Source organism: Streptomyces sp. NPDC044061, from assembly GCF_056434305.1.
Genome location: NZ_JBWKFL010000002.1, coordinates 24,117 through 43,531 on the forward strand (window position 1 = coordinate 24,117; position 19,415 = coordinate 43,531).

Genomic DNA, 19,415 nt, shown 5'->3' on the forward strand with positions numbered 1-19,415 from the left:
AGGGGGGGGGGGGGGGGGGGGGGGGGGGGGGGGGGGGGGGGGGGGGGGGGGGGGAGGTGGGGGGGGGGGGGGGGGGGGGGGGGGGGGGGGGCCCCCCCCCCCCCCCCCGCTTCCGTTCGTGTCATCGCCCTCAGCCGTGGTGGGCGTGGTGGTTCGTGCCGATCTCCACGTCGCCGCCGAGCGTGCCCCGCAGCGCCTTGACGACCCCGTCGTCGCCGACGGCGACCCACTTGCGGCCGACGAGGTAGTAGCCGCCGTAGTCCTTCGCGTCGTTGATCCACTCGCGCTGGCCGCGGTCGGTGGCGAAGGTGGCGAGAATGAATTTGCCGTCGGTGTTCCGGCAGATGGCCTGGCGGATCTCGTCGGCGTCGGTCTGCATGTTCGGCTTGCACTTCACCTCGGCGGCCAGGCTCTCCAGGCTGCCCGTGGCGGTGGGCGGCACCGCCTTCGTGTCCCCGCTCGAACCACAGCCGGCCAGCGTCAGCGCCGCCGCGGCGCCGATCATCAGTCGCGTCAACCTCATGCGTTCCTCCGGTCCTGGTGGGCCAAGCATGCCCCAGTCCCCTCGGATACGGCTCCCGCGCGCGGTGCGCTCAAATCCGCTGCCGGGGTGGGCACGGATGTGCGAGGGTGACCCGGTGAACCAGGACTGGGAAGACCGCGTGGCCGCCGCTTGGGCCACCTTCGACGACTGTCCGGAAGAGCACGCGCACGAGTTCCGCGCGCTGATCGACGAGCTGGTCGCCGAGCTGCCGGACGGCAGCCCGCTGGGCCCCTTCGAGCAGGCCTGCGCCTGGGACTCCACCGGGCACTCGGACAGGGCGGTGCCGCTGTACCGGGAGGCACTGGCGCGCGGTCTGGGCGAGGCCAGCCAGTACAAGGGCCGCCGGGCCAAGATCCAGCTGTCCAGTTCCCTGCGGAACGTCGGCGAGGCCGAGGAGGGCGTCAAGTTGCTCACCGCGGAACTCGACGCCTCTGCCGACGAGTTGGACGACGCGGTGCGGGCCTGTCTCGCCCTGTGCCTGTCCAGCCTGGGCCGCGACCGCGAGGGCCTCTCCCTGGTGCTCGGCGCCCTGGCCCCGCATCTGCCGCGCTACCAGCGTTCGATGGCCAATTACGCGCGCGCACTGGTACAGCCGGAGGACTGAGGCACCCGCACGGAGGTGACCAACCAATGACTCGCTCGTTCTCCCTGGCGTGCAGTCACAGGATGTAGCCCAGCGTCACGCACCCGTCTCCCCCCGCGCCTCCGACCCGGTCGTCGACGTCGAACAGGCCGAGGCCGCGCTCGTCGAGCACTACCCTCGGCTGGTCCGGCTCGCCTACCTGGTACTGCCGCCGAACCTCGGCCGCGGCCGCCGGGTGCTGACGGCACACGCCCTCGCCCAACGGGCGCTGCCCCGGGGCCGCAGGAAGCCGTCCGTGATCCCGGCCCAGTCCACGGGCCGGGAGGGTGACCCGGGGTACGCCTTCGTCCGCCTCCGGGTCCTGCGTACGGCGCTGCGGGCGGCCGGCACCGGCAAGCGCCGCCCGAGGCTCGCACCGCTGCCGCCGCTGCTGCCCCAGGTGTGGGGCCTGCGGCTGTTCCCGCGCTCCGGCGGGGCCGACGAACTCGCCCTGGACCAAGGGCTTTCCGGCCTGTCGGGACCGGCCCGCGCCGCCTATGTGCTGCGCGGCCTGGAGAAGCTGACCGACCCGGACATCCGCGGGATCCTGACGTCCGCAGGCGTCGACCAGGCCGAGGCCGCGTTGGCGGAGGCCAACGGGCTGCCCGCGCAGGACGCCCTGCTCCGCGCCCCCGAGTTCGACCCCTGCTCGCTGCAGGTCCGGCCCACCGACCTGATGCGGCGCCGCCGGCACGCCAAGGCCGCGCTCGTCGCGGCGGTCGCGCTCGCGGTGTGCGGCGCGCTGGTGGCCATGCCGGGCGGCGGCTGGGGACCCGACGGCGCCGCCGCACCCGTGTACGCGAAGAACCCGGCGGCCGAGGCGGCCCTGGACCCCGGCAGGCTCGTCCGGGTGGCCCCCACCACCTGGGAGTCCTCCGCCCGCAGCGACTTCTCGGTGTGGCCCGCACGCGGCCCGCTCACCGGCGACAAGGCCCTGCTGCGCCGCGCCCTGGCCGTCTGGGCCCGACCCGGGGAGACGGTCCGCGTCTCGGCCACCCCCGGCACCCGGACCGGCGGCCCGGCCGGCCCGCCCCAGCTGCTGTACGCGGGCGTGGTGGACACCGTGCGCGTCGTGATCCTCTACGACGGCCTGCGCATCGCCCGCTACGCGGAGCCCACGGAGGGCACCGCGGGCGCGGCCCTCGACTTCGCGCGCGTCGACGGCGCGACCGGCGCCGAGGCGAGCGCGCTGGTGCTGGGCCGCTCGGACAGCAACGTCCGTTATCTGACCGCCCCCTGGGTGAAGAAGGCCGCCGAGCGCGACCTGGCCAAGCCGGACCCGGCCGCGACGGACCTGGCCGTCACCGACGGCGTCACCGCGCCGCTGGCCAGCCCCGCCCTGCAGCCCGGCAGCTGCACCTCGTGGAAAGTGCTCCAGCTGACCGACGCCTCCGGCACCCATCTGGCCACGGACCTCGGCGAGTTGGTGCCGGCCCACCTCACCGCCGGACGCCCCGGCTCCATCGGTGAGGCGACCATCCCCGACGGGCTGCGCGCCTGGGCGCCGTTCGCCTGCTCACTGTCCACGGAGCGCTCCGCGGGTGTGCGCAGCGTCAACGCCTGGGCTTTCGCGAACCAGACCCTGCCCGACGCGGGCGGGGCGGGTCAGTGGGTGTGCACCAGGGCCGAGACCTGGCGCGGCGACGGCACGCTCGCGATGGCCCAGTTCCGGACGCCGGGCGGGCCCGCCGGGGCGGTGGTGGCCCGGGGCACGGACGTCGCGGCCTGCGGTCCGCGCGACCCGCAGGTGCTGGCCGGGGTGCTGTGGAAGTCACGGACCGGCAGCTGGTACCTGCTGGCCGCGGGCGGCCCGGACACCGCGTCGATCCGCGCGACCGGCGGGGTCACCGCGTCCGGGCAGGGCCCGCTGCTGGCCGTGCGGGCGAAGCAGGGAACGCGGGCCGACCTGAAGGGGAGCCTCAAGGACGGGCGGCAGACCCGCGGGCTGCACTAGCTGACACCGGCGTCAACAAGGTGCCGCAGAGGGGTTCTCAGAGAGCCTACCCATCAGTACATTGACGCCATGTCTAACACGCAGGCCCTGCCGGTGGAGTCCGAGCGCATACCGCTCAAGGCCCGCAACGTGTCCTTCTCCTGGGAGGACACCCCGCTGCACTGGGTGCCCGGCGACCCGTTCACCACGCACACCATCAACGTGCTGCACCTGCTGCTGCCCGCCGGGGAGCGGTGGTTCGTGCACGTGTACAAGCAGGTGCTGCCGCTCATCCGGGACGACCGGCTCCGCGCGAACGTCCTCGGCTTCATCGGGCAGGAGGCGATGCACTCCCAGGCCCACGACGAGGTCCTGCCGCACCTCAGGGAACAAGGGCTCGACCCGACGCCGTACACCGCTCAGGTCGACTGGTTCTTCGAGAAGCTGCTCGGCGACCGCACCCTGCCGCCGGGCCGGGCGCGCCGCTGGTGGCTGCTGGAGCGGGTCGCGCTGATCGCGGCCATCGAGCACTACACGGCCTTCCTCGGCGACTGGGTGCTCAACGCCGCCGAGCTGGACCGGCGGGGCGCCGACCCCACCATGCTGGACCTGCTGCGCTGGCACGGCGCCGAGGAGGTCGAGCACCGCTCCGTCGCCTTCGACCTCTTCACACACGTCGACGGCAGCTACCGGCGCCGGGTGCGCACCTGGGCCACGGCCTTCTCCGCGCTGGTGTTCCTGTGGCAGCGCGGGGCCCGCTTCTTCATGGAGAACGACCCCACCCTGGTGGACGGCAGGGCCTCCTTCAAGGAGTTCCATCTGAGCGGCCGGCGCGGCACCCTGCCCACCACCGGCGCCATGGCCAGGTCCATCCCGCGCTACCTCAGCCGCTCCTACCACCCCTCCCAGGAGGGCTCCACGGCCCAGGCCGTCGCCTACCTGGCCGCCTCCCCCGCCGCACGCGCGGCGGAGCGGGGGGCGTCGTGATGCCGAAGCCGCTCACCGTCGCGCTCGTCGCGGGCGCCGCACTGCTGACCCGGCGCGCCCTGCGGCGCCGCGTCCAGGCCTCGCCGCTGTGGCCGCTGCCGGCCCTGGACCCGCCCGTCTCCGGCCGCCCGCGGGCACGGGCCCGGCGCCTGCTGCTCACCGCCCACGAGCCGATCGCCGACGGGGTCGTGCAACTCCGCCTGGAAGGTGCCGGGTTGCCCCGCTGGGAGCCCGGCGCGCATCTCGACCTGGTGCTGCCCTCGGGGCTCGTGCGGCAGTACTCGCTGTGCGGGGACCCCGAGGACACCTCCTCCTACACGGTCGCCACGCGGTTGGTGGAGGACGGCCGGGGCGGTTCGCGGGAGGTGCACGAACAGCTCGCCGAGGGCATGGAGCTGGAGGTGCGCGGGCCCCGGAACCGCTTCCCGCTCATCGAGGCGCCCGCGTACGTCTTCGTCGCCGGCGGCATCGGTATCACGCCGATCCTGCCGATGCTGCGGGCCCTGCCCGAGGGCACGGACTGGCGGCTGCTGTACGGCGGCCGGACGCGGGCCTCGATGCCGTTCCTGGAGGAGGTGCGCAAACTCGCCGGTGACCGGCTCACGCTCGTCGCCGAGGACGAGGACGGACGGCCGGACCTGGAGGCGTTGTCAGCCGGTGTTCCCGAGGGGGCGGCCGTCTACTGCTGCGGGCCCGAGGGCCTCATGGCGGCGGTGGAGGCAGGCCTGCCGAAGGGCACCACGCTCCACCTGGAGCGATTCGCACCGCGCACCACCGCCGGCGGCGACGCGGAGTTCGAGGTCGAGCTCCGGCGCACCGGACGCACGTTCCCGGTCCCCGCCGACTCCACCGTGCTGGCCGCCGTACGCCGGGAGCTGCCGGACACCGCCTACTCCTGCGAGCAGGGCTTCTGCGGTACCTGTCAACAGCGGGTGCTGGAGGGCGACGTGGACCACCGGGACGAGCTGCTGACGGATGTGGAGCGTGCCGACTCGATGCTGATCTGTGTATCACGGGCCAGAAGTGAGCGTCTTGTGCTGGACCTGTGAGGGAATGCGGCGAATGCCGGTGCCGGTCCGGCCCGTTCGGGGCCGGATTCGATCGGTAAGGTGTTCGCATGAGTATCGGGGTTCGCCGCAGGATGGGCGTCGAGGAGCGGCGGCAGCAGCTCATCGGCGTCGCGCTCGACCTGTTCAGCCGACGCTCGCCCGACGAGGTCTCCATCGACGAGATAGCGTCGGCTGCGGGCATCTCGCGTCCGCTGGTCTACCACTACTTCCCCGGCAAACTCAGCCTGTACGAGGCCGCGTTGAAGCGCGCCTCGGAGGATCTGGCGGGCCGGTTCGCGGAGCCGCACGAGGGATCGCTGGGGGCCCGGCTGCTGCGCGTGATGCGCCGCTTCTTCGACTTCGTGGACGAGCACGGGCCCGGCTTCTCGGCGCTCATGCGCGGCGGCCCGGCCGTCGGCTCCTCGACGACGAACGCGCTCGTCGACTCCGTGCGGCAGGCCGCCTATGAGCAGATGCTTTCGCATCTGGGCGTCACCGACGCCTCCCCGCGACTGGAACTGGTCGTCCGGTCATGGATCTCGCTCGCCGAGTCGACGGCGCTGATCTGGCTGGACGGCCGGCGCATCCCGCGCGCCGAGCTGGAGCTCCAGCTCGTGCACGACTTCGCCGCGCTCGCGGCGGTGAGCGCCGCCTACGACCCGGACCTGGCCGTACTGCTGCGCACGATGGTCAAGGACGAGCCGGCCGACGGCCCCTTCGCGGAGCTCGTCGGCCGGCTGATCTCACTGGATTCCTAGGAGCCCTACCGGTCGAACTTCCGGTACGACGGGTCCAGGTCGCGGATCTCGGCGGAGGCGTGCAGGGTGACGCCGTCCTGCGGCGCCACATGCTTGCGGAGCAGCTCCAGCACGGCCTCCGTCAGCCTCGCCTTCGTCTCCTCGCCGCGGCCGGCGAGGAGACCGATGGTCACGTGCACGACGGCGTGCCGCTGATCCATCTCCTCGTAGCCGTACGCGGCGTACCCCTCCCGGAACAGCGTCTTGCAGGACTCCGGCCTGGCCGCCGCGATCTCGACGACCGCCTCGTGCAGCGCCCGCGCGAAGCCCTCGATGTCGAAGGGGTCCGCGTCGTCCAGCACGGCGGTGTAGTCGACGGTGATCTGCGGCATGGGCACTCCTGTTCTACGGCGACGGTCCGACCCTACTCGGACGCCCGGGTGAACACCGCCACGGTCCGCGCCGGGACGGTGAACGTGCCCGAGCCGGCCGCGTAGGAGGAGGTCTTCACCACCGCGTCTGCACCGGACGCCTGCACGGGGTGCAGCCGGTAGTGCGCACCGGCCAGACCGGCGATCCGCTGCTCCTGCTGCTGCGGGGAGGCGTTGAAGACCACGACCAGGTCACCGAGCCGCATGGTGATCACGCCCGGCGTCTCGTCCTTGCCGGACAGCGGGAAGGACAGCCGGTCCTGCACCTGCGCGGCCGTGCCGAGGGAGAACGTCTTCTCCGTCGAACGGATCCGCAGCAGGTCCTGGTAGGCGGCCGAGGCGCCGGTGATCTGCGGGCAGCCCACCTTGACCGTGCCGAGCAGCGGCTTGGCGAAGTCCCACTTGGACTGGTTGTCGGCCGCCGGGGGCAGCCCCCGCCCGAAGCCGTTGCCGTCGGCGCAGTTCCAGTGGATGGCGTTGAACCAGTCGCCGCTGTCGAAGGAGTTGCGGTCCAGCGACTTCGAGCGCAGCAGGTCGGTGCCCGCCTGGGAGAGGGACGGCCCCTGCGAGAGGGCGGCCGTGGCCATCGCCAGGACCTGCATACGGGCCCGGTCGGACGCGGAGGTGTCCTTGGGGAGCTTGTAGGTCAGGGCGTCGAACAGCGACTCGTTGTCGTGCGCGTCCACATAGGCGAGGGCGTCGCCGGGCGCGTCCGCGTAGCCGGCGGGGGCGCCGTTGTAGTCGACCTCGGCGCCGGTGACCTCCTTGCCGTCGGTGTCGGTGAAGTGGTACTTGGCCAGGTTGCCGGTCAGACCGATCTTGATCAGGTCCTGGTAGTGCAGCAGCCGGGCCCGCTGCTCCTCCTTCGTCCCGTTGGCCGTGGAGGAGTTGGGGTCGGTGTACAGCCCGGACGCGAAGCCCTGGATGCCGGGGTCCGAGTCGAAGGGGCCGCCGCCGCGCACGGCGTCACGGGCGCGGTCGGAGAAGGTGGCGATGCCGGTGCCGGCCATGTTCGCCTGCGTGGCCTGCACGAACCGGGCGTCGTTCGCCACCTCGCCGAAGTTCCAGCCCTCGCCGTAGAGGATGATCTTCTTGCCGTCGACGCCGTCCTTCTCGAGGGTCAGCGCGTCGAGGGCCTTGCGGACGGCGAGGATGTTGGCCTTCGGGTGGTGGCCCATGAGGTCGAAGCGGAAGCCGTCGACCTTGTACTCCTTGGCCCAGGTGACGATCGAGTCGACCACCAGCTTGCCCATCATGGCGTTCTCGGGCGCGGTGTTGGAGCAGCAGGTGCTGTTGGCGACCGAGCCGTCGGCCAGAAGCCGCTGGTAGTAGCCGGGCACGATCCTGTCGAGGACCGAGGTGTCCGCCTGGCCGCTGGCCGCCGTGTGGTTGTAGACGACGTCCATGACGACCCTGAGGCCGTCCTCGTTGAGCGCCTTGACCATCTTGCGGAACTGGACGGTACGCGCGGTGCCGTCCGGGTCGGTGGCGTAGGAGCCCTCCGGGACCGTGTAGTGGTACGGGTCGTAGCCCCAGTTGTAGGCGTCCTTGGCGGCGGTCTTCGCGACGCACTCCTGCTGCTTGTCGGAGTCGGCGGCGAAGGAGGCCAGGTCGCAGTCGGGAGTCGCCTGGTCGGCCTTCTTCTCGGGGATGGTGGCGATGTCGAAGGCCGGCAGCAGGTGCACGTACGACGTACCGGACTTCGCCAGCTCACGCAGGTGCTTCGCGCCGTCGCTGCGCTGGTCCGCGAAGGCCAGGTAGGTGCCCTGGTCCTTCGCCGGGACCGTCTTGTCGGCGACGGAGAAGTCCCGGATGTGCAGTTCCTGGATCTGCGCGTTCTTCAGCGGTACGGCCTTCGGCTTGTGCAGTCCGGCCCAGCCGCCCGGAGCGAGGGACTTGTCGTTCAGGTCGACGACGAGGCTGCGCTCGGAGTTCGCGGTGAGGGCGACCGAGTAGGGGTCGGTGACCTTGTTCGTCACGACCTTGCGGACGCTCGGGGCCCAGACCTTCACCACGTAGCGGTACGGCTTGTTCTTCCAGGACGTCGGACCCGTGACGGACCAGACGCCGGTGGCCGGGTCGCGGTGCATGGCCACCTTGGAGCCGTCCAGCTCCAGGGAGACGCTCTGTGCCGTCGGCGCCCAGACGGACAAGGTCGGCCTGCCGTCGTGGAAGACCGGGCCCAGCTTCGCCTTCGTGGCGTCGTACACGTCGTCCAGCACCCCCGCGATCTGCACACCGGTGGCGGCCAGGACGGCGCCGTTGGCGGCCCGCTGCGAGGCGACGAGCTGCCCGCCCAGCGCCGCGCGCACCCGGTCCCGGTCGCGCGGGTCGACGGACCAGGCGGTGTAGTCCTTCAGGTGCGGGAACTTCGCCTTCTGGGTGTCGGTGAGGGTGGTCTTCGTCAGACGCAGCCAGCGCTCGTCGTCGCTGGTCAGCGCCCCGTCCTTGACGGCGATCGAGCCGTCGTGCGAGTACAGCAGCTGGGTGGAGACGGCACCGTCGGCGCCGTTCCAGGCGACCGTGTTCCGGTCGATCCAGACCGCCTTGGAGGTGGTCAGGTCGAGCGCGGCCGCGCTGCCCGCGGGCTGCGGCAGCAGGTACTTCTCCTGACCGTTCAACAGCCACACCTCGTGACCGTTGGTCTTGAGGTCCAGGGACTGGTCGGTGGGGAGATCCTTGTCGTCGCCCTTGTGGATGATGTAGCTGAGGCTGGTGGCACCCTCGGTGAGCGGCACCTCGAAGACCGCGCCATAGGCATCAGTCTTCACCGGCTTCAGGGGGTTCGACCAGTCGGTGGGGTTCGCGGCACCCGTCCAGACGTGCAGGCCCCAGCCGTCGTAGTTCCCGTCGGCGCGGTGGTAGTGGACGACCGCCTTGGTCTTGTCCTGCGCCGGGTACTCGGGCCGCTGGGTCAGTAAGTCCGCCTTGCCCTGCTCGACCCAGACCTCACCCGTCTTGGTGACGTCGATGGTCCGGTCGGCGGAGACGTCCTTGTTGCCGTCCTTGTCGATGACCAGGAAGCCGACGTTGGAGGCGCCCGGCTTCAGCTTGACGTAGGCGAAGGCGCCGTACGCGTCGCGGCCGGCGAAGGGGTGGCTGGCGGGCCAGTTCGTCGCCTCGCCGTCGGCGATGTCGCCCCAGGCGTACAGGCCCCAGTTGTCGTAGTCGCCGTCGGTGCGCTTGTAGTGCACGATCGCGTAGTCCCGGGAGGAGGCCGTGGGGACCTCGGCCGCGGGCGGGGTGCCGGTGGTGCTGTTCGCCGTGGCGCTCGCGGTGTGCCCGGCCGAGTCGACCACGACCGCCTTGTAGCGCAGGGCGGTCCCGGCGGGCACGTCCTTGCCGATGGCCTGGGTGACCTTGTAGGGGGCGTGGTCGGCGGAGCCGAGGGTGCGCCACTTGCCGTTGCCGACCTGGGCGGCGAAGACGACCCGGTTGAGCCGGCCGCCGTCGACGTCGGCTGTGACGTCCACGGTCCCGGTGGCTCCGGTGGCCGGGGCCTTCAGGGTGAGGGTCGGCTTGGTGGCGGGCTCGGCGAGGGTGCCGGTGGCCTTGAGGACGACGGCGGAGCCGGCCGGGACGGTGAGGGTGAGCTTGCGGTCGGCGTCGGTCTTCGCCGTGGCGTCCGTGCCGTAGACGCCCTTGTATGCCATGTCCGCCGAGCCGGTCGCGAAGGTCGCGGACTTCTCGTCGTCGGCGTTGTTGAAGGCGACGACGTACTCGGCGCCCGTCCTGGCGTCCGTACGGGTGAAGGCGTAGACACCGGCGCCGTCGGCCGCGTACCGCTCGGTCTGGACGCCGTCCGTCAGGGCCGGGTTGTCCTTCCGGAGCTTCGCGAGGGCGCGGATCTCCTTGTAGAGCGGCGCGCTCGTGTCGTAGGCGTCGCTCGCGTGGGTGCGGTCGGTGCCGATCTCGTCGTCGTCGAGGTAGTCGGCGACCTTGGAGGCGAACATGGTCTGGCGGGCGTCCTTGTCGCCGCCGGAGCCGGTGAAGCCCTGCTCGTCGCCGTAGTAGACGACCGGGTTGCCGCGGCTGAGGAACATCAGCTCGTTGGCGAGCCTGTCCTTCCCGAGGATCTCGGCGTCGGTGGCCTTGGGGTTGTCCTGCTTCAGGAAGTACCCGATGCGGCCCATGTCGTGGTTGCCGAGGAAGGTGACCTGCTCGTACGCGTTGGCCTTGTCGGTCGTGTACTTGTAGTCGTCACCGAAGACGCTCGCCAGCTTCTGCGCGCTGCCGCCCTGGGAGGCGTAGGCGCGGGCCGCGTCCTGGAAGGGGAAGTCGAGGGTGGCGTCGAGGCGGCCCTGGGTGACGTACGGGGACGTGATCGAGGTGTCGGCGGAGTAGACCTCGCCGAACATGAAGAAGTTCTTCCGTCCGTGGGCGGCCGCGTACTTGTCGAGCGCGGTGGCCCACTGGGTCCAGAACTCCATGTTCACGTGCTTGACGGTGTCGATGCGGAACCCGTCGATGCCGAAGTTCTTCACCCAGCGCTCGTAGATCTTCTCCATCCCCTGGACGACCTCGGGACGCTCGGTCCACAGGTCGTCGAGGCCGGAGAAGTCACCGTAGGTGGTGGACTCGCCGGCGTAGGTCGAGTCGCCCCGGTTGTGGTACATCGTCGGGTCGTTGAGCCAGGCGGGGACCTTGCTCTTACTGGTCACCTTCGGCGTGCGCGGGAAGGAGTCCGCGTCGACGGCCGGGAACTTCCGGCTGCCGTCCGCATAGTCGGCGTCCTCGAAGGGCCGCCCGTCCTTGGTCAGGTACGGGAAGGCGCCCTTGGACAGGTAGTCGTAGGACTTCTCCTCGTAGTCGACGACGTCGGCGGTGTGGTTGGTGATGACGTCGAAGAAGACCTTCATGCCCTTGGCGTGCGCCTTGGAGATGAGGGTCTGGAGGTCCTTGTTGGTGCCGAAGTGCGGGTCGACCTGGGTGAAGTCGGTGATCCAGTAGCCGTGGTAACCGGCGGAGGCGTTGGCGCCCGTGCCCTGCACCGGGCGGTTCTTGAAGATGGGCGCCATCCAGATGGCGGTGGTGCCGAGGCCCTTGATGTAGTCGAGCCGGCTGGTCAGGCCCTTGAGGTCGCCGCCCTGGTAGAAGCCCTTGTCGGTGGGGTCGTAGCCGGTGCTCAGGCGGGACCCGGTCAGCCCTCCCCGGTCGTTGGACCTGTCCCCGTTGGCGAAACGGTCCGGCATGACGAAGTAGAACTGGTCACGGGTGTCGTCGTGCCGACCCGGCTGGGCGGCGAGTGCCGCGTCCGAGGGGGGTGCGGGCGGGGTGGCGGCGTGGGCGGCCAGTGGCTGGATCAGGGCTGCGGCGAGGGCCGCGGCGGTGACGGCCGCGGCCCGTCTCGCAGGTGCGGTACGGCGCGTCCGGGGCGCCGGCCATCTCGGTATCACAGGCGGTAACTCCTAGCGATTACGGCTCTTTTGGGTCCGACCCCACGCCGCGGCACGGCTGCACTGCCGGGCGCCCGCGGGGGACCGTATCGCTAACGAAAGGTTTACAGCAAGAGGCTTGAAACTCACAGCAAGAACTTTCACCGGCCGTCTTGACGGACCTTTCTCAACTGCCGCACTCTCACCGGTTGTTGAAGCCTCACCCTCTCTTTTCGGAGCCGCACATGACCGGACACCGACCCCGGGGTGTCTTCCGCCGGACGGCCGGAGCCACGGCCGCCGGCGCGCTGGCGCTCGCGGGTGTGCTCGCCCTGCCGGCGACGCCCGCGCAGGCGGACACGACCGCCAAGGGCGATGTGATCGCCAACCTGTGGGAGTGGAACTGGGACTCGATCGCCTCGGAGTGCACGAACGTGCTGGGCCCGGCGGGCTACGGCGCGGTGCAGGTGGCGCCGCCCGCGGAGTCCCTGAAACAGTCCAGCTTCTACTGGTGGGACGTCTACCAGCCCTACTCCTACGACCTGAACAGCCGCTTCGGCTCGCAGGCGAAGTTCGCCACCATGATCAGCACCTGCCGCCGGGCGGGCGTGAAGGTCTACACGGACGCGGTGATCAACCACACGGCCGCGCAGACCGGCACCGGCTACAACGGCACGACGGTCACGAACAAGTACGACACCCCGGAGTGGGACCGGGCGAACTACCATGATTCGTCCGACTGTCCCACCTCCGACCTCACGATCCAGGACTACTCCAGCCTCACCCAGGTCCAGAACTGCGAACTGCTGGGGCTGCCCGACCTCAGAACGGGCTCGGACACGGTGCGCACCGGCATCGCGGACTACCTGAACTCCCAGCTCGCCCTCGGTGTCGACGGCTTCCGCGTGGATGCGGCCAAGCACGTCCCCGAGGCCGACCTGGCGGCGATCGAGTCCAAGCTGACGAGCACCACGTCGGGCTCGGCGCCGTACGTCTTCCAGGAGGTCTATCCTGGCTCGACCCCGCAGCCGTCGGACTACTACGCCTCCGGTGACGTCCTGGACTTCACCTACGCGAGCAGGCTGAAGTCGGCGTTCCAGGGGAACGCGAGCGACCTGGGGTCACTCTCTTCCTCCGGGATCCTGCCGGCCGCCGACTCCGTCTCGTTCGTGACGAACCACGACACCGAACGCAACGGCCTGCACATGAGCTACAAGGACGGCGACACCTACAAGCTCGCCAACCTCTTCCAGCTCGCCTACAAGTGGTCGACGCCGACGGTGTACGCGAGCTGGGAGTGGACCCGGAGCGACCAGGCTCCGCCGAACTTCTCCGGGTTCGTGACGGACACGGACTGCTCGGGCGGATGGTACTGCCTCGACCGGGACACCTCGGTGGTCGGCATGGTGGCCTGGCACAACGCCGTCGGCACGGCGGCCGTCTCCGACTGGCAGACGAAGTCGTCGTCCGTGATCGGCTTCGGCCGCGGCGGCGCCGGGTTCTTCGCCCTGAACAACGGCACGAGCAGCGCGACCTACACGTTCACCACGGGCATGGCCGACGGCACGTACAAGAACGTGATCGACGGCGGCGCGACGACGGTGACCGTGTCCGGCGGCAGCGCCTCGATCACCGTCCCGGGGAAGGGCGCGGTCGCCTTCTACAACTCCTCCTACACCTGCACGGTGGGCTGCGACGACACGGGCGGCGGCTCCGGCGACACGGTGAACGCGACGTTCGACGAGTACGCGTCGACGCCGTCCGGCACCGGCGTGTACGTCGTGGGGTCGATCCCGGCCCTGGGCGGCTGGGACACCTCCAAGGCAGTGCGGCTGTCGTCGTCCGGCTATCCGATCTGGTCGGGGGAGGTGGGCGTTCCGGTCAACACCTCGTTCGAGTTCAAGTACCTCAAGAAGGACAGCTCGGGCAATGTGACCTGGGAGTCGAACGCCAACCGCACCGCCGCCACGACCACCTCGGCGCTCTCGCTGAACAACTCCTGGAACGTGGCGAGCACGAGCGCCACCGACGTCACCTTCGACGAGACCGCCACGACCGACTGGGGAACCAACGTCTACGTCGTCGGCTCCCTCACCTCCCTCGGCTCCTGGAACACGGCCGACGCGATTCCCCTGTCCTCGGCGTCGTACCCCACCTGGAGCAGACTCGTCATCGTCCCCAGGAGCACGTCCTTCGAGTACAAGTACGTCAAGAAGGACGGCTCCGGGAACGTGACCTGGGAGTCCGGTACGAACCGCTCGTACACGACGGGCGGTTCGTCCGGCTACACGACGAGCGACACCTGGAAGTAGGGCCGGCTCAGCAGCCCGGCTTCCCCGAGTAGATCGCCAGCGCCGTGTCGGCGCCCAGGGTGGCGGTGAACTGCCCGCTGGAGTTCACCGTCACCGTCGTGTTGTTCTGCACGTTGCAGTAGGTGCCCGACGGCAGCGAGGTCTGGTAGGTGCGGGTCAGGGACGAGGTCTCGTGGTTGATCGCCACATAGCCCCTGGCGCCCCGGCCGAAGGCGATGGCGTTGTTGCCGTTGTCCCACCAGTTGGAGACGGCCTGTCCGCGGGTGGCGTTGCGGAAGGCGACCATGGACTTGATCTCCGGCCAGGCGTGCTGGCACTTCCAGCCGTCCTGCCAGCAGGCGTTGACCTTGCCTCCGTTGGGCGGGCCGGCGTCCGCGTCGGACCACTCGTAGCCCGAGTTGATGTCGGGGGCGCCGTAGGGGTACGCCAGCATGAAGACGTTGGCCAGGGTGTAGTTGGCGCCGCTCTTGTAGTTCAGGGTCGAGCCGTTGCGCTCCGTGTCGTGGTTGTCCACGAAGACACCCGCGACCGAGCTGCTCAGATAGCCCCAGCCCTCGCCGTAGTTGCTCAGGTACGCCAGCTTCTCGTTGTTGAAGACGCGCTTGAGGTCGTAGGCGTAGCGGAACTCCTGCACGTCCCCGTTGCCGGTGTACTCGGACGGCTGGACCGCCTCGTTCGCGCCGTAGATGACCTCCTGCTTCCAGTAGACGGAGGGGTTGGTCAGCCGGCTCTTGATGTTGGCCAGGTCTTCCGCCGGGATGTGCTTGGCCGCGTCGATGCGGAAGCCGTCGACGCCGAGGGTCAGCAGGTCGTTCATGTAGCCGGCGATGGTCTTGCGGACGTACTCCTCGCCCGTGTCCAGGTCGGCCAGGCCGACGAGTTCGCAGTGCTGGACGTTCCAGCGGTCCTGGTAGTTGGTGACCTGGGAGGTGCAGTCGTCGAAGTCGTAGACCGAGTACAGGCCCGGGTAGTCGTACTTCGTGTACGAGGAGCCGCCCGTGCCGGTGCCCGAGCCGGCCGACATGTGGTTGACGACCGTGTCGACCACGACCTTCACACCGGCCGCGTGGCAGGTGTTCACCATGCTCTGGAACGCCGCGCGGTCGCCGAGGCGGCCCGCGATCTTGTACGAGACCGGCTGGTACGACGTCCACCACTGCGAGCCCTGTATGTGCTCGGCGGGTGGGGAGACCTGGACGTATCCGTAGCCGGCGGGGCCGAGAGCGGTGGTGCACTCCTTGGCGACCGAGGCGTAGTTCCACTCGAAGAGGACGGCGGTGACGTCCTTGGTGCCGGGCGGGGAGGCCTCGGCGGTAGTCGGGTACATGCCAACCGAGACGGCGGCTGCGAGGGCGATCGCCGTGGGGAGGGTTCTGCGTGCCATGTGGGGGTCCTTCGACGTTGAAGGCGCTTGCTGCAATGTTTCAGCAAACTTGCGGTGACGCAGATGTTAAAGGCCCGCTGCCTGAAAGGCAGCGGGCCGTTGTGAAGTTGATGCAAGAACTTTCAGACGGGTCCTCAGACCGCTGTCGTCCACCACACGGTGGTGTCCGCCGGCACCTTCGCCTCGCCGTCGGCCTCGGTCACCTCACCGCTCGTGAGCAGGACGCGGCCGTGCGCCGGGATCGTCACCGACGACCCCGTCGTGTTGGCGACGCACACGAACTCCCCGCGCCGGAAGGCGAGGACGCCCTCGGGCGCCCGCAGCCACTCCACCGCCTCGCCCGCGCCCAGGTCGGGCTGCGACCGGCGCAGGACCAGCGCGGCCCGGTACAGCTCCAGGGTCGAGCCGGGCACTCCCGTCTGGGCCTCGACGCTCAGCTCGGCCCAGGTCGACGGCTGGGGCAGCCAGCTGCCGCCACTGCCGAAGCCGTACGAGGAGCCCTCCCGGGTCCACGGGATCGGCACCCGGCAGCCGTCGCGGAAGCCGTCCTGGCCTGCGCCCCGGAAGTAGGCCGGGTCCTGGCGCACCTCGTCGGGGAGGTCCACCACGTCCGGGAGGCCCAGTTCCTCGCCCTGGTACACGTACGCCGAGCCGGGCAGCGCCAGCATGAGGAGGGTGGCGGCGCGGGCACGGCGCAGGCCCAGTGCGCGGTCGCCCGCGGTGCGGATCTGGGTGCCGAGGCCGGGCGGATTGGCGAAGCGGGTCGCGTGCCGGGTGACGTCGTGGTTGGACAGCACCCAGGTGGCGGGGGCGCCGACCGGACGCATGGCCTCCAGGGTGCGGTCGATGACCGTGCGGAGTTCCTCCGCGTCCCACTCCGTGCCCAGGTACTGGAAGTTGAAGGCCTGGTGCAGCTCGTCCGGGCGGACGTAGTTGGCGGTGCGCTCGACCGTCGGGGTCCAGGCCTCGGCGACGAAGATCCGCTCGCCCGCGTACTCGTCGAGAATCGTGCGCCACTGCCGGTAGATGACGTGCACGCCGTCCTGGTCGAAGAACGGCATGACATCGTTGCCCAGCAGCTTGAGCTGGTCGTGGGAGCCCAGGTCCGGGAGGCCCGCCGCCTTCACCAGGCCGTGGGCGACGTCGATGCGGAAGCCGTCGACGCCCATGTCCAGCCAGAAGCGGAGGATGGAGCGGAACTCGTCGCCGACCGCCGGGTGTTCCCAGTTGAAGTCGGGCTGCTCGGGGGCGAAGAGGTGCAGGTACCACTCGCCGGGGGTGCCGTCCGGTTCGGTCACCCGGGTCCAGGCCGGGCCGCCGAAGATGGACTCCCAGTCGTTGGGCGGCAGTTCGCCGTTCTTTCCCTTGCCGGGCCGGAAGTGGTAGCGCTCCCGAAGGGGCGAGCCGGGGCCCTCGGCGAGCGCGCGCTTGAACCACTCGTGCTGGTCGGAGGAGTGGTTGGGGACCAGGTCGACGATGATGCGCAGGCCCAGCCCGTGGGCGTCGCGGATCAGCGCGTCGGCGTCGAGCAGGTTGCCGAACATGGGGTCGACGGCGCGGTAGTCGGCGACGTCGTAGCCGGCGTCGGCCTGCGGGGAGGCGTAGAAGGGGCTGAGCCACACGGCGTCCACGCCGAGGTCGCGCAGATAGGAGAGTCTGGAACGTACGCCTTCCAGGTCACCCATGCCGTCGCCGTTGCTGTCGGCGAAGCTGCGCGGATAGACCTGGTAGATGACCGCGTCCCGCCACCAGTCGCGACGCTTGGCGACGGTGGCGACGGCGAAGTCGTCGGCCGGGGCTGCGGGGTGCTGCTGGCTCATGGCTTCCTTGATGCGTAAGGGAGTTCTGGTCATGGGCGACGTGGGTGCGGCGGCTGCTGGGTGCGAGGCGGCCGCGGTGTCAGCGGGGTCGGATGGACACCGCGGCCGCCTACCCGCGCGGACAGCCGCGCGGGAGTCTCTCACCGGGGTGGGCGTCAGCCCTTGGTGCCGCCGGCGGTGAGGCCGGTGACGAGGTTCTTCTGCACGAGATAGAAGAAGACCGACACGGGTATCGCGATCAGCACCGCGGTGGCGGCCATGTAGTTCCACTCGGCGTCGTGCTGGCTGACGAAGGTCTGCAGACCCACGGCGAAGGTGTACTTCGAGTCGTCGAGCATGAAGGTGGTCGCGAAGGCGACCTCGCCGACGGCGGTGATGAAGTTGTAGAAGGCGGCGACGGCCAGGCCCGGGCGGGCCAGCGGCAGGATCAGCCGGAAGAAGGTGCCGAAGGGGGTGAGTCCGTCGACCCGGCCCGCCTCGTCGATCTCGAAGGGGATGGTGTCGAAGTAGCCCTTGAGCAGCCAGGCGCTGTACGGCACGGCGGTGGTGCAGTTGATGACGATCAGCGACCAGTACGTGTCGATGAGGTCGAGTTCGCTGAAGATCTCGTACATCGGCACGATCAGGATGGCGATCGGGAAGGCCTGGGTGAGCAGCAGCACCCACATCAGCGGCTTGTAGCCGGGGAAGCGCATGCGCGAGACGGCGTAGCCGGTGGTGGCGGCGACGAAGACACCGATCACGGTGGTGCCCAGGGCCACGATCATCGTCGACTTGAACCAGTCGAAGAAGGCGGTGTGCTGGAGCACGTAGCTGTAGTTGGAGAAGGCCAGCTTGCCCATGATCTTGCCCGGGTGCAGGTAGTCGTCCTTGTCCGGGCCGAGGGAGAGGAAGAACAGCCAGGCCACCGGGGCCAGCGCGATCAGGCTCGCCACGGTCAGGCCGCCGTGCAGGAGGGCGCGACCGAGCGGGCCGCGCGTACCCCGCCCGCGGACCTGGCGGGGCCGCGAGGAGGCGAGGACCTGCGGCGTCACCGGGCGGTCCGGCTTGATCTCGGAGGATGTCGTGGTGCTCATGGCGGCTCCTGCGGCGTCAGACGGCGAGCTGGTCATTGCGCTTCAGCCAGCGGAAGTAGAAGGAGGTGAAGACGGTCAGGATCGACAGCAGCAGTACGCCGTACGCGGCGGACTGGGCGAAGTCGCGCGGCTGCTGTCCGAAGCCGAGGAAGTAGGCCCAGGTCACGAGGATCTGGGCGTCGGGGGCGCCGGTGGGGCCGAACAGCAGGAAGATGATGGCGAACTGGTTGAAGGTCCAGATGATGCCGAGCAGTACCACGGTGGAGCTGACCGAACGCAGGCCCGGCAGCGTGACGTGCCGGAACTGCTGCCAGGCGCTGGCGCCGTCCATCTCGGCGGCCTCGTAGAGCGTGGAGTCGATGGACTGCAGGCCGCCGAGCAGCGAGAGCATCATGAAGGGCACACCGCACCAGGTGTTGACCATGATCGCGGCGAACCGCTGCCAGAAGGTGTCCTCCAGCCACTGCGGCTGGGGCAGGTGGAGCGATCCGAGGATCTGGTTGAGCACACCGGAGTCGGCGAGCATGATCCGCCAGGAGAAGACGGTGACGAAGGTCGGCACCGCCCAGGGCAGGACCAGCATCAGCCGGTAGAAGGTGCGGCCGCGCAGCTTCTGGTTGAGCATGAGCGCGAGGCCCAGGCCGATGGTGTAGTGCAGGACCACGCAGGCCGCCGTCCAGAAGACGGTCCACAGGAAGTGCGACCAGAACCGGTCGTACGAGGTCGGGCCGAACAGGATGTCCTTGTAGTTGTCGAGCCCGATGAACTTGTAGGTGGCGGCGATGTGGTTGACGCCGATGGTGCGTGCCGAGTTGAGGCTGTTGGCGTCGGTCAGGGTCAGGTACAGGCCGCGCGCCAGCGGATAGCCGACGATGACGCCGAGCACGACGACCACCGGGGCGATCATCGCGTAGGCGTACCAGTACCTGTTGAATCCGTTCTTGATGCGCTGGCCCAGGCCGGGCCGCGGCGCGCGGTCACCGCGGCGCTTGCCGGTGGCGCGGTCGATGGCGACTGTCATGGTTCGGCACCTTCGGGGAGATCAGGGGGCGGGCCTGGGCACAGGCCGGTGGGGGGGGGGGGGGGGGCCCCCCCCCCCCGAGGGCGTGGGAGAACGAGGGGGGAGGCCCCTCGGTCTGGACCGC

13 protein-coding genes are annotated in these 19,415 nt (G+C 70.1%); 6 read left to right on the forward strand and 7 right to left on the reverse strand.

Translation table 11 applies throughout. The features are described 5' to 3' along the window. Positions 1-130 precede the first annotated feature (130 nt). Positions 131-523 (reverse strand): hypothetical protein, encoded by a 393-nt coding sequence (locus tag AC07CM_RS02585; RefSeq protein WP_478874484.1) that lies wholly within the window; start codon positions 521-523, stop codon positions 131-133. Between the two features lie 97 nt (positions 524-620). Here AC07CM_RS02585 and AC07CM_RS02590 point away from each other — a divergent pair, with 97 nt between their 5' ends. The 5 genes from AC07CM_RS02590 to AC07CM_RS02610 all read left to right on the forward strand — a co-directional run bounded on the left by AC07CM_RS02590 (position 621) and on the right by AC07CM_RS02610 (position 5,893). After that, the gene (locus AC07CM_RS02590; RefSeq protein WP_478874886.1) at positions 621-1,148 is read left to right on the forward strand and encodes a tetratricopeptide repeat protein; all 528 of its coding nucleotides are present in this window, start codon (positions 621-623) and stop codon (positions 1,146-1,148) included. A gap of 49 nt (positions 1,149-1,197) precedes the next feature. Then, positions 1,198-3,120 (forward strand): hypothetical protein, encoded by a 1,923-nt coding sequence (locus AC07CM_RS02595; RefSeq protein WP_478874485.1) that lies wholly within the window; start codon positions 1,198-1,200, stop codon positions 3,118-3,120. Positions 3,121-3,189: 69 nt separating this feature from the next. Beyond that, positions 3,190-4,086: a metal-dependent hydrolase gene (locus AC07CM_RS02600; RefSeq protein WP_478874486.1), complete on the forward strand. Its 897-nt coding sequence runs from the start codon at positions 3,190-3,192 to the stop codon at positions 4,084-4,086. Continuing rightward, positions 4,086-5,135, forward strand: a complete 1,050-nt coding sequence (locus AC07CM_RS02605; RefSeq protein ID WP_478874487.1) for a PDR/VanB family oxidoreductase — start codon at positions 4,086-4,088, stop codon at positions 5,133-5,135. Before AC07CM_RS02600 ends, AC07CM_RS02605 begins: the two co-directional genes overlap by 1 nt. 92 nt (positions 5,136-5,227) lie before the next feature. Next, the gene (locus AC07CM_RS02610; protein ID WP_478874887.1) at positions 5,228-5,893 is read left to right on the forward strand and encodes a TetR/AcrR family transcriptional regulator; all 666 of its coding nucleotides are present in this window, start codon (positions 5,228-5,230) and stop codon (positions 5,891-5,893) included. Between the two features lie 5 nt (positions 5,894-5,898). Here AC07CM_RS02610 and AC07CM_RS02615 read toward each other — a convergent pair whose 3' ends face one another. Both AC07CM_RS02615 and pulA read right to left on the reverse strand, forming a co-directional pair. After that, a complete protein-coding gene (locus AC07CM_RS02615) occupies positions 5,899-6,264 on the reverse strand; it encodes a 5-carboxymethyl-2-hydroxymuconate Delta-isomerase (protein WP_478874488.1) in 366 nt (121 codons plus the stop codon). A 32-nt stretch (positions 6,265-6,296) separates the two neighbouring features. Beyond that, positions 6,297-11,699: a pullulanase-type alpha-1,6-glucosidase gene (gene pulA / locus AC07CM_RS02620; protein WP_478874489.1), complete on the reverse strand. Its 5,403-nt coding sequence runs from the start codon at positions 11,697-11,699 to the stop codon at positions 6,297-6,299. Between the two features lie 224 nt (positions 11,700-11,923). On the opposite strand from pulA, the gene AC07CM_RS02625 reads away from it, so the two are divergent. Then, the gene (locus tag AC07CM_RS02625; RefSeq protein ID WP_478874490.1) at positions 11,924-13,990 is read left to right on the forward strand and encodes a carbohydrate-binding module family 20 domain-containing protein; all 2,067 of its coding nucleotides are present in this window, start codon (positions 11,924-11,926) and stop codon (positions 13,988-13,990) included. Between the two features lie 7 nt (positions 13,991-13,997). On the opposite strand, the gene AC07CM_RS02630 is transcribed toward AC07CM_RS02625, so the two are convergent. The 4 genes from AC07CM_RS02630 to AC07CM_RS02645 form a co-directional block, all read right to left on the reverse strand. Next, entirely contained in the window at positions 13,998-15,374 is a 1,377-nt protein-coding gene (locus AC07CM_RS02630; protein ID WP_478874491.1) for an alpha-amylase, read from the reverse strand. 134 nt (positions 15,375-15,508) lie between these two features. After that, positions 15,509-17,194, reverse strand: a complete 1,686-nt coding sequence (locus tag AC07CM_RS02635) for a glycoside hydrolase family 13 protein (protein ID WP_478874492.1) — start codon at positions 17,192-17,194, stop codon at positions 15,509-15,511. 155 nt (positions 17,195-17,349) lie between these two features. Continuing rightward, positions 17,350-18,270, reverse strand: coding sequence for a sugar ABC transporter permease (locus AC07CM_RS02640; protein ID WP_478874493.1), 921 nt, complete (start codon positions 18,268-18,270; stop codon positions 17,350-17,352). A gap of 16 nt (positions 18,271-18,286) precedes the next feature. After that, positions 18,287-19,291 carry a carbohydrate ABC transporter permease gene (locus AC07CM_RS02645; protein WP_478874494.1) on the reverse strand — a complete coding sequence of 335 codons (1,005 nt, stop codon included), beginning with the start codon at positions 19,289-19,291 and terminating at the stop codon, positions 18,287-18,289. Positions 19,292-19,415 lie beyond the last annotated feature (124 nt).

Bases quoted from the DNA above. Each gene is read 5' to 3' on its own strand.
- AC07CM_RS02625 (WP_478874490.1), top strand. From the start codon at position 11,924: ATGACCGGACACCGACCCCGGGGTGTCTTCCGCCGGACGGCCGGAGCC.
- AC07CM_RS02605 (WP_478874487.1), top strand. From the start codon at position 4,086: ATGCCGAAGCCGCTCACCGTCGCGCTCGTCGCGGGCGCCGCACTGCTG.
- AC07CM_RS02610 (WP_478874887.1), top strand. From the start codon at position 5,228: ATGGGCGTCGAGGAGCGGCGGCAGCAGCTCATCGGCGTCGCGCTCGAC.
- AC07CM_RS02630 (WP_478874491.1), bottom strand. From the start codon at position 15,374: ATGGCACGCAGAACCCTCCCCACGGCGATCGCCCTCGCAGCCGCCGTC.
- AC07CM_RS02645 (WP_478874494.1), bottom strand. From the start codon at position 19,291: ATGACAGTCGCCATCGACCGCGCCACCGGCAAGCGCCGCGGTGACCGC.
- AC07CM_RS02635 (WP_478874492.1), bottom strand. From the start codon at position 17,194: ATGAGCCAGCAGCACCCCGCAGCCCCGGCCGACGACTTCGCCGTCGCC.
- AC07CM_RS02600 (WP_478874486.1), top strand. From the start codon at position 3,190: ATGTCTAACACGCAGGCCCTGCCGGTGGAGTCCGAGCGCATACCGCTC.
- AC07CM_RS02590 (WP_478874886.1), top strand. From the start codon at position 621: ATGTGCGAGGGTGACCCGGTGAACCAGGACTGGGAAGACCGCGTGGCC.
- AC07CM_RS02640 (WP_478874493.1), bottom strand. From the start codon at position 18,270: ATGAGCACCACGACATCCTCCGAGATCAAGCCGGACCGCCCGGTGACG.
- AC07CM_RS02615 (WP_478874488.1), bottom strand. From the start codon at position 6,264: ATGCCGCAGATCACCGTCGACTACACCGCCGTGCTGGACGACGCGGAC.
- AC07CM_RS02585 (WP_478874484.1), bottom strand. From the start codon at position 523: ATGAGGTTGACGCGACTGATGATCGGCGCCGCGGCGGCGCTGACGCTG.